Below are 11,919 nucleotides of genomic sequence, written 5' to 3'. Positions count from 1 at the left end.
CCGGACCGGCAGGAGGCGCGGTCAGACCGACGCGGGTGAGAGGTCCGGCAGATGGAAATGTCCGCGGATCTCGGTCTGCACGGCCCTCGGCTCGCGGCGGGCGTCCACGACGGCGACGAACTCCTTACGCCGGAAGATCTCCATGACCGGCTCGGTCTTCTCGTGGTAGTCGCGCAGTCGCACGGCCAGGGCCTGCGGATTGTCGTCGGGTCGAACGTGCAGCGGCGCTCCGCACATGTCACAGGTGTCCGGGATGACCGGCGTGCTGGCGATCAGGTTGTAGTCCAGTCCGCAGCGGGAGCACAGCCGGCGGGCCAGCACCCGCCGGTAGACCTCCTCGTCCGGTAGGTCCAGATAGATGACGCCGTCGATGTCATAGCTTTCCAGAAAGAACTCGGCCTGCCGGGCGTTGCGCGGAAAGCCGTCAATAATGAAGCCGTAGTTCCAGTCATGCTCGGCAAGTCGCGTGCGCACCACTGCCTCGACGAGGTCATCACCAACGAGGTGACCGGCCGCGACCGTGCGTTTCACCTGGGCGCCAAGTTTGGTGTGGTTCTTTACATTCCAGCGGAACACGTCTCCGACGCTTATGTGCACGAGGTCGAAGTCCCGCGCCAGCATCGCCGCCTGGGTTCCCTTGCCACTGCCCTGCACTCCCATGATGACGAACTTGCGCACGAAATCCCTCTCCCGCTCGCCCCACAGGTCCACAGGTCGGCCGTGGATATCCGCCGCGGCCGTCCATGGGGCCGTCCCTGTCGGGTGCCATGTCGCGCAACGACCGTATCCGCTGAACGAATGGCGACAGGCTTGACCGCAGCGCCAGGTGCGTCGTGGTGGACACCACGTTTCCCGTCACCACGATCCGACTGGCCCCTGCCCGGGGACGTCCGGGCAGGCTTCCAGTGCGACGATGCCGGGCCGGCCGGCCCCGGTGCGCGGGCCGGCCGGCCACTGCCATGGAGGTACACCAACACCGAACGGCCACCCGCGGAGAGACGTCTCACCCGAACACGCTGGCACCCCTGCGCCCCGTGACCGTTTCCTGACGCCCCCGTTTCCCTGCCGCCCTCCGTTCCCGACACTTCGCGGCCCGCGCCTGGCTTCGCCCGGTACCGCCGGACATCTCACCGACATCTGCGGGGATCCGCCGCGGTATTCGCGCCATACCGGTGCCGGCCAGCGATGTGGGCCGGGGCAGGATAAGCGTCGGGTTAGGTGGGGTGGGACGGCCACGTGGGTGGCGAGCCCGCCGGCCCCGAGAGGGGAAACGCGGTGTCGAGGGGTCTGCGGCGGGCGTTCACGGCGGCTGTCGCCGCTGCCACGATGGCGGTGGGCCTCGTGGCCTGCAGCTCGGACGACAAGACGGCCGACCCACCCGCCGAGATCGTCGTGAATCGCGGCCAGAGCTCGTCGACGCCGTTTCGGACCAACGCCGATGGCGAGGTCCTGCTGGACGTGACTACCGCCGCGCCTGGGGTGTCCTGGGGCTCGCCGGGCAGCGAGTCGGCCGTGGTGTCCCTGTTCGTCGACAACACCTACACCACCGACATCGTCATCCCTGCGTCGTTTCAGATCCGGCGCAGCCTCGCCCTGGGCCACCTGGCCGGCGGCGGCCACACACTGCGGGTGGCGTTCGCCGAGGACCGCTCCGCCCGAGGCGCCACCTCGGCCCGTCTGACCGGGCTTTCCTTCCGCACCGTGGTCCCGCAGGACAGCGGCTACCAGGCCCTCGCCCACGCGCCGGTGGTGTACGGCCGGACCACGCCCCCCAGCACCACCACCGGGACCACTACCGGGACAATCGGGACCACCGGGGCAGGCACCGCCCAGCCCATCGACCCGCTCGTCGGCGGAACGTTCCAGAACGCGGTGGACGACACCCCGCTGCTCGCCTTCCACTCCGAGGCACCGACAGCCGTCTCCGGGCACCGGCTGCTGACCTACTCGATGGTGTGGAGCAACGAGGACGGTGGCAGCTCCGCCCCCGAGCTCATGGCGCAGTGGGGCCGCACCACCGACATCGAGTGGACCTATCAGGTGGAGATCGACGCCGCGGGTACCGCGGTCCCGGGCAGCGCCGTCATCCAGGGCCCGGATCACGGCACCGTGCTGTTCACCGGACGCTATGAGGGCGCTCATCCCGTACTCGGCACCTGCACACTCAACAACAACATGTGCCCGGACCCGGACGGCAGGATGCGTTTCGCGCTGTCCGCCGCCGACACCCTCGACCCCGTCGCGGACGCCCGCGAACGGGAAATGGACAACAACCCGTGGACCTACTGGGTGATGGCCCAGGAGGTGGCGCGGGAGGGCAGCGTCGACAACGACAAGACGCCGAACTCCGCGACGAGGATCAGCGATCCGCGCAACTACGTCTACCTGATCATTCGCAAGACGACCGTGGGTCCGCCGAACACCGACGACAACTGGGTCGGTGTGTCCGTCGGCGTCCGCCTGTCCGGCAGTTCCCAGACCTACCGCTCGGCGAAGATCTACCCGACCTGGGCGATCCGGCGCGACGATCCGGCCGCGACCGCCGTCGAACTACCCGCCGGCACCGTCGCCGAGGACATCTCCTCCATCGAGGCGACCCGCGTCGTGGGTGCCGGCCGTGACCTCGGCGCCCGGGTGCAGGTCGAGTCGATCGAGCGGGCGTTCCTGCTCGGCCCGAACGGTCTGCCGCAGCAGTCGTTCCTGTTCACCCCGTCGAAGGCCACGCTGACCCCATCCGCGCCCACGGCGGTCCTGTTCCGCCGCCCGACCACCGGCTCCTGACCCGGGCGTTGCGCCTGACTGGGCACACGCAGCGAACCTGACGTCCCGAAACGAGGCACCCCGCACCCGCGGGACGCGGGGTATCGCAAGGGGGCCCACACGGCGGGTGACACCGTCTGCGGGCCTCTTCGTGGGGGCGGCGGGCGCGCCAGGTCAGCCAGCCGCGGGTGTGCTGCTCGCCGGGACCACCTGGGCTGGCGCGCCGATCTGCGCGGCGAGGCGGGCCCAGCTGCCGTCGGCGGTGTTGAGTGCGTCGGTGGTCTGCCGCAACAGGACCGGCGGCGGGAGCGGGGTCCCGTCGAACACCTTTCCGCAGGCCGTCACCGCCGTGACGTAGGCGGCGGTACCCGCGCTCCACGTCTGCGCGGGCGAGCTGTCGCCACCCGCGCCGGTGCCGCCACCCGCGCCGGTGCCGCCAGTCGCCGGGCTGCCGCCGGGCGGACTACCGAGGCCTGGAATACGGTTGACGATCTGACCGAGCTGGACGCAGGCCGGTTCCAGCGCCATGCCGTTGGCCGCCTGGATGTCCGCCCGAACCGCGCTCACCGCCGTCACGAGCTCACCGCGCAGCTCGGCCGTGCCGGCGTACCAGGAGGTGAGCCGGGCCTGGTCCCCGGTTCCGGTGGCGGCAGTCGCGCCGCTGGATGCCGTGGCTCCCGCCGTCCCCGTCGATGCGCCGGCGAGGGCGACTCTGGGCGGGGTCGGCGCGCCTGCCTCGGCCTGTGCCCCACCACCACCGCCCACGACCAGGTAGACCGCAAGGACGGCGCCAAGCCCGACGACGGCGAGGATCGCCAGCCCGCGGCGGCGCTCCTGCTGGGAGAGTTCCTCCCAGGTGCGGTACTGATGACGGCGGCGGAGCACGGATCCCCCCGTGGTGAGAAGTAACCGACAGGACAGACGCACGGCCCGGCGCCGACGTTGCACCGGTGAGCGATCCGTGTCCCAGGGTGGGCGTCCGTGCCTTCGGTGCAGAGGGCTTCGGGGTGGGTGTGGTGTCCCCGCCGCGGGGACACCCCGGGCGGGTCACCCGCGATGCACCCGCCCGGACAGCTCACATTTTCCGATCGGGCCGCGATCGACGATCACACGTATACCCGGTGAACACGCCAATCGCCGACGACCGCAGACGCCATGTTCTGCGACAGCCCGATCAATAGCACGTCAAATCGACCTGTGTTTCGGCGCCCGGTGGGTTCAATCCGACTTACTGGGAACAGATCCAGCCGCATGCGGCCGAGGCAACCGCGGGCCGACCGGAAGATGTAGCGCGAATACGAGAAGGCACCGCAAGAAATATGGGGGACTACATGATCGACGTGGCGCCAGCCTGGTGGGAATCCCCGGCTCTTCCGGACGCGACGGGCAACGTCACGGCCGCGGCCTGGGCGGTGGTGGTGCTCGGCGGGACCGGCGAGCGGATCCGCGGGGTGGTCGGGCCGTTCCGGGCCCCGGAGCACGCCCACCGATATGCCAGCGACGAGGGCCTGCGCCGGTGGCTCGTGGTCCCGGCGCTCTGCCTCACTCTGCCGGCCGGACAGCTGGCCGCAGGCGTCGCCGTGCTGTGACCCCTTCGGACCGCCCGATGCCGCCGGACGGCCGGTCGCAGGGCAGAATCAGGGGCCATGTCGGAACGGACGATCGAGAACTATCTCATCGACATGGACGGCGTTCTCGTCCACGAGGAGCATCCCATTGCCGGCGCCGACGCGTTCATCGCCGGCATCACCGCTGCGGGCCTCGGCTTTCTCGTGCTGACGAACAACTCGATCTACACTGCCCGGGATCTGTCCGCGCGGTTGGCCCGCTCGGGCCTGTCGATACCGGCCGCGAGAATATGGACGTCGGCGCTGGCCACGGCGTTGTTCCTGCACACCCAGCGGCCCGGCGGATCCGCCTACGTGGTCGGCGAAGCGGGCCTCACCACCGCGCTGCATGAGGTTGGCTATGTCCTCAGCGACCGCTCACCGGACTATGTCGTCCTCGGCGAGACCCGGACCTACAGCTTCGAAGCGATCACCCGCGCCATCCGACTGGTGCGCGATGGTGCCCGGTTCATCGCGACCAACCCGGACCCGACCGGACCGTCCGTCGAGGGCCTGCTCCCGGCGACCGGCGCCGTCGCCGCGATGATCACCAAGGCGACGGGCGTCACACCCTACTTCGTCGGCAAACCAAACCCGCTGATGATGCGCAGTGCGCTGAACACGCTCAGCGCGCACAGCGAGACGACGGTGGTCATCGGCGACCGGATGGACACCGATGTCGTCGCCGGGCTCGAGGCCGGCATGGACACCGTCCTGGTGCTGTCCGGCATCACCAGCCGGACCGACATCGAACGGTTCCCCTACCGGCCGACCGCCGTCGTCGACAGCGTCGCGAAGCTCCCCGTCGGCCGAGACGTCCACACCATCGCCGGCGCGACCGCGGGCGTGCCGGCTACGTCCCCGTGACCGCGACGCCGACCGGGCAGGACACGCCTGTGCCACCAAGGCCGCAGTAGCCGTTGGGATTCTTGGCGTCCGAGAGGTACTGCTGGTGGTACTCCTCGGCGTAGTAGAACGGCCCGGCCGGGGCGATCTCGGTGGTGACAGGGCCGTACCCGGCGGCGGTCAGGACCTCGGCGAAGGCGTCGCGGCTCGCGGCGGCGTTCTTCGCCTGCGCGTCGGACGTCGTGTAGATCGCCGAGCGGTACTGGGTGCCGACGTCGTTGCCCTGGCGCATGCCCTGGGTCGGATCGTGGCCCTCCCAGAACACCCGCAACAGCTGCTCGTAGCTGACTTTGGCCGGATCGAAGGCGACGAGCACCGCCTCAGTGTGCCCGGTGAGACCCGAGCAGGTCTCCTCATAGGTGGGGTTGGCCGTCGACCCGCCCGCGTAGCCGACCGCGGTCGTGAAGACGCCGGGCACCTTCCAGAACATCCGCTCGGCTCCCCAGAAGCAGCCAAGCCCGAACACGGCCGTCTCCAGGCCCGCGGGGAACGGCCCGATGATCGATGTGCCGAGCACCGTGTGCCGAACGTCACCGACGAGGATGGGACGGTCGCGCCCGGGCAGTGCGTGCTCCGGCGTGGGGAGGGTGGTCTTGTGGCGGCCGAAGATCATGCGGTGTCACCTCCGAGGAAGGTCTTCTGAGACAACCGCCAGCCCCGTCCGAACGTTCCCGCGGGGCCGATCCCGGTCTGGTGTCCCGCGGGACCGCCGATGGTGCCGCCTGCGGCGATCCCGCGGGCAGGGGGTTTCCCCCTGGCCACGTCCGACCCCGAACCCCGACCTACAGGACCAGGTCCTCGAGCATCGTCGTCACCAGCGCGGCGATCGGGGAGCGTTCCGAGCGGGTCAGGGTGACGTGCGCGAACAGCGGATGGCCCTTGAGCGTCTCGATGACCGAAGCAACGCCGTCGTGCCGCCCGACCCGCAGGTTGTCGCGCTGCGCGACATCGTGGGTCAGCACCACCCGCGAGCCCTGCCCGAGCCGGGACAGCACGGTGAGCAGGACGCCACGCTCGAGTGACTGCGCCTCGTCCACGATCACGAACGCGTCGTGCAGCGAGCGTCCGCGGATGTGGGTCAGCGGGAGGACCTCGAGCATGCCGCGGTCGACGACCTCCTCGATCACCTCCGGTGAGACCAGCGCGCCGAGAGTGTCGAACACGGCCTGGGCCCAGGGAGCCATCTTCTCGTTCTCGCTGCCGGGCAGGTAGCCGAGCTCCTGCCCGCCGACCGCATACAGCGGTCGGAAGACGACCACCTTGCGGTGCGCCCGCCGCTCCATCACCGCCTCGAGCCCGGCGCACAGCGCAAGCGCGGACTTGCCGGTGCCGGCCCGGCCGCCGAGCGAGACGATGCCGACGTCCGGGTCGAGCAGCAGGTCGAGCGCGACGCGCTGTTCCGCGGACCGCCCGTGCAGGCCGAAGGCATCCCGGTCGCCGCGCACAAGCCGCACCTGCTTGTCCGCGGTCACCCGGGCAAGCGCCGAGGCGCTGCCACCCGAGGTCGTGAGCACGAGCCCGGTGTGGCACGGCAGGTCGGCCGCCTCCAGGATCTCCGTGTACTCGCGGGAGTAGAGCCGGTCCAGATCGTCCTGGGCGACGGTGAGCTCCGCCATCCCCGAGAACCCGGTATCCACCGGCGAGAGCGCCTGGTACTCCTCAGCCGGCAGGCCCAGGACTGAGGCCTTCACCCGCAGCGGGAGGTCCTTTGTGACCAGCACGACCTCGTGCCCCTCGGCGGCCAGGTTCATCGCGACGCAGAGGATCCTCGAGTCGTTCAGGTCGACCCGGAACCCCGGTGGAAGCACGGTCGCGTCGGTGTGATTGAGTTCTACCCGAAGCGATCCCCCACCCGCCAGTGGGATCGGCTGGTCGAGACGGCCATGCCGGATGCGCAGGTCGTCCAGGAGGCGCAGGGCCTCCCGGGCGAACCAGCCCAGTTCCGGATGATTTCTCTTGCCCTCCAGCTCCCCTATGACGACGAGGGGGAGCACGACATTGTGCTCCGCGAACCGCAGCAGCGCGCCCGGATCAGAAAGCAGCACGCTTGTGTCGACGACATGCGTTCGTGGCACACGCCCACCCGCTTACTCGGAGGTAGTCCGGGACCGGCCCCTTCAGGGGCCGGGCACCGGCCTCCTGGTGTAGTCGCACATGCGGCACCGAGGGGCCTCCCGAGAGGTCCGGCACCGGGCCGGACCTCGGCTTAGACGCTAGGCCTCCCACGGTAGCCGCCCCCTCGGACGATGGCGACCCACTTCCGGCAACACGTTGTGTTAAGAACCGGAGACGTTTTGTCGACGCGACCACGCCTCTCGCCCACCCGGTGGCATAGTGCGCGGATCATCACCTGCGGCAGCAGCATCCCCGCCCACAGCACCCGCGCCCCGCGCGAGGCACCTCCGTCAGCCGGGACCACCCCGGCAGACGGCCGCGGCCCAGGCGGTTCCGCGGGACAGCGGGACAGCGGGACAGCGGGACAGCGGGACAGCGGGACGATCGGCCGTCCACCGAGCATGTCGGGGGCTCCGAAGGAGCGAGAACCCTTCGGGCCGTCCGGCACATTCACCGGCATCCCCGACCTTGGTAAGGCCAACCTGAGTCGATGGATGGCCGGCCTTGGCCGGCTGCTCCCAGAAGGCTGGGCCATCCGAGGCGCTCGCGGGAGCCCGACCACAGCCGTCCGTCCCGAGCACGGAAGGAAACACGGACGGAACGGCAGGGGAAGGACGGAACCTGCGGCCTTCGGCGACGAGACGGTGATATCCGCTGGCCAACAGCACCTTCGGGCTGACCCTCCGGGCCGCTTGACCGATCCGCGATGATCGCCGGAAATTCGTCGATAGACCCGGGGTGTTTCGTGAAAACCTTGCCTTCATCCGGGCGTATTGCATTGAACATGTCGGAGCTGTCCGCCAGGGGGCTCCGAAATGGACCACGCGAATGGTCCGTGGGCGGGGACGGAGCGGACGGAGCGGCGACCGGAAGCACCCGACCGACCGCTCCCCCCATTACCGACTGTGACTGCCGTGCCGGCCGGGTGCGCGGGCATGTGCCCTCGGTTGCCTGGCTACGCCTCCAGGCGCTTGACCAAGGCCTCGTGCTCGGCCCACAGCGCGGCGGGCAGGCGGTCGCCGAACGACTGGTAGTGCTCGGGGATGAGGCTCGCCTCCTGCTTCCAGACGTCAATGTCCAGGGTGAGCAGAGCGTCGAGGTCCGCCTCGGAGATGTCGAGACCGTCGCTGGGCAGGGCGTCCTTCGTGGGCAGGACGCCGAGCGGGGTCTGGACACCGTCGGCCTCGCCCTCGAGTCGGCCGACGATCCAGGCCAGGACGCGGCTGTTGTCACCGAAGCCCGGCCAGAGGAACTTGCCCTCCGCGCTCTTGCGGAACCAGTTCACGTAGTAGATCTTCGGGAGCTTCTCCGCGTCGGCCTTCTGGCCGACCTCGAGCCAGTGGGCGAAGTAGTCGGCCATGTTGTAGCCGCAGAACGGCAGCATGGCGAACGGATCACGACGCAGCTTGCCGATCGCGCCTGCCTGCGCGGCCGTCGTCTCGGAGGCGACGATCGAGCCGAAGAACACCCCACGCCGCCAGTCGGGCGCCTCGGTGACCAGCGGGACCGCGGTGGCACGGCGGCCGCCGAACAGGATCGCCGAGATCGGCACGCCCTTGGGGTCCTGCCACTCGTCGGCGATGGTCGGGCACTGGCCGGCAGGCACGGTGAAGCGGGCGTTCGGGTGGGCGGCGGGGTCGGCCGACTCCGGCGTCCAGTCCCGGCCCTTCCAGTCGGTGAGGTGCGCCGGCGGCCGCTTCGTCAGGCCTTCCCACCACACGTCGCCATCGTCGGTGCGGGCGACGTTGGTGAACACGGTGTTGCCCCACAACGTCTTGATCGCGTTGGGGTTGGTCTGCTCGCCGGTGCCGGGGGCAACGCCGAAGAAGCCCGCCTCCGGGTTGACCGCGTAGAGCCGGCCGTCCTCACCGAAGCGCATCCAGGCGATGTCGTCACCGACAGTCTCCGCCTTCCACCCAGGCAGGCTCGGAATGAGCATCGCGAGATTAGTCTTCCCGCAGGCCGACGGAAAGGCCGCGGCAATGTAGTGGACCTTGCCCGCGGGCGAGGTCAGTTTGAGGATCAGCATATGCTCTGCGAGCCAGCCCTCATCGCGGGCCATCACGGACGCGATGCGCAGGGCGTAGCATTTCTTGCCGAGCAGGGCATTACCACCGTAACCCGATCCGAATGACCAGATCTCCCGCGATTCCGGGAAGTGGCTGATGTACTTCGTGGTGTTACACGGCCACGGGACATCCGATTCGCCGGGCTCAAGCGGAGCGCCTAGGGAATGCACCGCGGGAACGAAAAATCCATCCTCGCCGAGTTGTTCGAGGGCGGGCGCCCCCATACGGGTCATCGTGCGCATTGAAATGACGACGTAGGGCGAGTCGGTGATTTCGACGCCAAGTGCGGAGATATGCGAGCCGAGTGGTCCCATGCAGAAGGGGACCACGTACATCGTGCGGCCCCGCATGCTGCCCGCGAACAGGCCGCGAAGCTTGGCACGCATCTCCGCTGGCGCCATCCAGTTGTTCGTCGGCCCCGCGGCGTCAGCCGTCTCCGAACAGATGTAGGTACGGTCCTCGACCCGGGCGACGTCACTGGGGTCAGAGGCGGCGTAAAAGCTGTTCGGACGCTTGTCGTCGTTGAGCCGGACGAGCGTCCCCTTCTCGATCAGGAGGCTGGTCAGACGATCGAACTCGGCATCCGAGCCGTCGCACCACTCAACCCGATCCGGCTGGGTGAGTTCGGCGATCTCACGCACCCAGGCGACCAGCCTGGCGTGCTTCGTAGGGGCTGCATCAAGCCCCGGAATCTGTGCCGCGGTCGTCACAGCTCACACCTCCGGTCGAGTCGAAACCTGCCGCGTTCTCGCCCTGTATCGGTGTGCCCACTTCAGCGCTTGAACTTACACGTTGACGAGCCGACAAAACCCGCGATACAGGGTGACTCGAGGCCGCGTTCAGGATCATTAGACTGTACCGCGCGTTCCGCCCGCAGTCGCGCGATAGCGAGCGGACAGAAGCGTCGGATCCATCACGCAACGGTACGGACCTAGCGCCGTCGCACGACTCCGCCTCGTGGCCGATGTAAGCCCCGGGTTATCGTCCTAGTCGTGGCTTCCCTCACGCAGCAGCCTTCCGGGGCTCCGCAGGCGGACCGCGCAGCCCACCCACGTGACCTGGTGCGACCACGCATGCGGGGATGGCTACACGCCGGCGCATTCCCCGTTGCCCTTACACTGGGCGTCCTTGCCGTCGCCCTGACCACCACGCTCCGTGCTCGACTCGGCGTTGCGGTTTATGCACTGAGCATTGCTGCTCTGTTCGGCACGAGCGCGCTCTACCACCGCACGATGTGGTCGACGTCACGTGCACGCGCACGGATGAAACGTCTCGATCATTCAATGATCTTTATTTTCATCGCAGGCACGTACACCCCATTTGCCCTCATTGTCATGCCGGCGACGACGGCGCGTGTGGTGCTCGCGGTGGTGTGGAGCGGCGCTGCACTGGGTGTGGCGATCCGCATGTTCTGGCTGCATTCGCCGCGCTACCTGATCATCCCGCTCTACATCGCACTCGGCTGGGCGGCCGCCTTCGTCCTCCCCCAGCTCGCCCACCGGGCCGGGATCGCGTCCATGGTGCTGCTGCTTGTTGGCGGAGTCTGCTACAGCCTCGGCGCCGTCGTCTACGCCACCCGGCGACCGAACCCCGCCCCGACGACCTTCGGTTACCACGAGGTGTTCCACACCTTCACGCTCGTGGCCGCGCTGTGCCACTACATCGCCCTCATGTTCGCGATCTACTGATCGCCCCTGCCCGGCGGGGGGCGGCCCTGACGACGGCACGAGGGCCTGCGGTCAAGGGCCGTCCGGCCTACCGGCCCGGCCCCTCGGAGCGGATCTTCTCCACCTGTTCCATCGCCTCCCGCAGCTGCCGCAGCCAGATGTCGGCGTTGTCACCCACCAGCCGGACGCACCAGGCTAACGCCTCGCTGCGGCTGCGGGCTACCCCCGAGTCCACCAGCGTGTCGAGGACTTGGCGCTCCGGCTGGCGCAGCCGGGTCATCACTGGCACGGACAGCACAGTGAACAGCTCGCTGGCTCGGCCGCTGGTCGCCCCCCAGGCAATCTTGCGGCCATAGCGCCGCTCGGCCTCGGTGGCGATCGCGACCCGCTCGTCCCGCGTACGCTCCCGGAACTGCCGGATCCGGGCGACACTCTCCACGTCCATCCGGCCGCGCTCCGTTGTCCCGCCGTCCGAATCACCACCGTCCGGACCGTCGCTGTCGGGCACGGAGATGAGTTCACCGATGACGGTGATCTCCTCCCGGTCGACGGCTACCTCGGGAGGGCCGGCGAACCAACCGGCGGGGATCCGTGCGGCGAACCAGTCGGCCGCGTCCTGTCCGAGCAGGCCCTCGGAACGGTCCCCCACCCTGCCATGACCCCGTCCGCGCGCACCGGGCATGTCGCGTCTCCTCGCCGTCCCCCGATCGGTTCCGTCCGCGGTCCCGACCGACCCCTGCCACGACCAGCCATCTGGCCCACGCCACGGACCCCACGGAGCCGCGCCGAGGCGCC

Annotated in this window: 10 protein-coding genes; 4 read left to right on the top strand and 6 right to left on the bottom strand. The window is 69.2% G+C overall.

Going from position 1 to position 11,919, the window contains the following annotated elements; all coding sequences use genetic code 11:
• Window positions 1-21 precede the first annotated feature (21 nt).
• Window positions 22-678, bottom strand: a complete 657-nt coding sequence (locus MXD95_RS03330) for an adenylate kinase family protein (RefSeq protein ID WP_250639022.1) — start codon at window positions 676-678, stop codon at window positions 22-24.
• Between the two features lie 597 nt (window positions 679-1,275).
• On the opposite strand from MXD95_RS03330, the gene MXD95_RS03325 reads away from it, so the two are divergent.
• Window positions 1,276-2,781, top strand: coding sequence for a hypothetical protein (locus MXD95_RS03325; protein ID WP_250639021.1), 1,506 nt, complete (start codon window positions 1,276-1,278; stop codon window positions 2,779-2,781).
• Between the two features lie 153 nt (window positions 2,782-2,934).
• Here MXD95_RS03325 and MXD95_RS03320 read toward each other — a convergent pair whose 3' ends face one another.
• Window positions 2,935-3,645, bottom strand: coding sequence for a hypothetical protein (locus MXD95_RS03320; RefSeq protein ID WP_250639020.1), 711 nt, complete (start codon window positions 3,643-3,645; stop codon window positions 2,935-2,937).
• Between the two features lie 446 nt (window positions 3,646-4,091).
• Here MXD95_RS03320 and MXD95_RS03315 point away from each other — a divergent pair, with 446 nt between their 5' ends.
• Both MXD95_RS03315 and MXD95_RS03310 read left to right on the top strand, forming a co-directional pair.
• A complete protein-coding gene (locus MXD95_RS03315) occupies window positions 4,092-4,349 on the top strand; it encodes a hypothetical protein (protein WP_250639019.1) in 258 nt (85 codons plus the stop codon).
• Between the two features lie 57 nt (window positions 4,350-4,406).
• Entirely contained in the window at window positions 4,407-5,234 is an 828-nt protein-coding gene (locus MXD95_RS03310; RefSeq protein WP_250639018.1) for an HAD-IIA family hydrolase, read from the top strand.
• Here the strand turns inward: MXD95_RS03310 and msrA are convergent.
• From msrA to MXD95_RS03295, 3 genes are all read right to left on the bottom strand, one after another.
• Window positions 5,221-5,886 (bottom strand): peptide-methionine (S)-S-oxide reductase MsrA, encoded by a 666-nt coding sequence (msrA, locus tag MXD95_RS03305; protein WP_250639017.1) that lies wholly within the window; start codon window positions 5,884-5,886, stop codon window positions 5,221-5,223. The two genes, MXD95_RS03310 and msrA, sit on opposite strands and share 14 nt — an antisense overlap.
• A gap of 169 nt (window positions 5,887-6,055) precedes the next feature.
• Window positions 6,056-7,348, bottom strand: a complete 1,293-nt coding sequence (gene phoH2, locus MXD95_RS28800; protein WP_250639016.1) for an RNA 5'-3' helicase PhoH2 — start codon at window positions 7,346-7,348, stop codon at window positions 6,056-6,058.
• Window positions 7,349-8,343: 995 nt separating this feature from the next.
• On the bottom strand, window positions 8,344-10,167 hold the full coding sequence (locus MXD95_RS03295; protein ID WP_250639015.1) for a phosphoenolpyruvate carboxykinase (GTP): 1,824 nt from the start codon (window positions 10,165-10,167) through the stop codon (window positions 8,344-8,346).
• A gap of 282 nt (window positions 10,168-10,449) precedes the next feature.
• Here MXD95_RS03295 and trhA point away from each other — a divergent pair, with 282 nt between their 5' ends.
• The gene (gene trhA, locus MXD95_RS03290) at window positions 10,450-11,145 is read left to right on the top strand and encodes a PAQR family membrane homeostasis protein TrhA (RefSeq protein ID WP_250639014.1); all 696 of its coding nucleotides are present in this window, start codon (window positions 10,450-10,452) and stop codon (window positions 11,143-11,145) included.
• A gap of 67 nt (window positions 11,146-11,212) precedes the next feature.
• Here trhA and abmR read toward each other — a convergent pair whose 3' ends face one another.
• Window positions 11,213-11,806, bottom strand: coding sequence for an ATP-binding transcription factor AbmR (abmR, locus tag MXD95_RS03285; RefSeq protein WP_250639013.1), 594 nt, complete (start codon window positions 11,804-11,806; stop codon window positions 11,213-11,215).
• Window positions 11,807-11,919: the final 113 nt, after the last annotated feature.

The sequence above is a fragment of the Frankia sp. AiPa1 genome, assembly GCF_023243075.1.
Taxonomy (GTDB): Bacteria; Actinomycetota; Actinomycetes; order Frankiales; family Frankiaceae; genus Frankia.
Note: the sequence above shows the minus strand (reverse complement) of the source record. Positions and strands in the feature narration are given on the sequence as shown.

What these genes read in the sequence shown, in the direction of transcription:
- abmR (WP_250639013.1), bottom strand. Translation starts at nt 11,806, where the DNA reads ATGCCCGGTGCGCGCGGACGGGGTCATGGCAGGGTGGGGGACCGTTCC.
- MXD95_RS03310 (WP_250639018.1), top strand. Translation starts at nt 4,407, where the DNA reads ATGTCGGAACGGACGATCGAGAACTATCTCATCGACATGGACGGCGTT.
- msrA (WP_250639017.1), bottom strand. Translation starts at nt 5,886, where the DNA reads ATGATCTTCGGCCGCCACAAGACCACCCTCCCCACGCCGGAGCACGCA.
- MXD95_RS03315 (WP_250639019.1), top strand. Translation starts at nt 4,092, where the DNA reads ATGATCGACGTGGCGCCAGCCTGGTGGGAATCCCCGGCTCTTCCGGAC.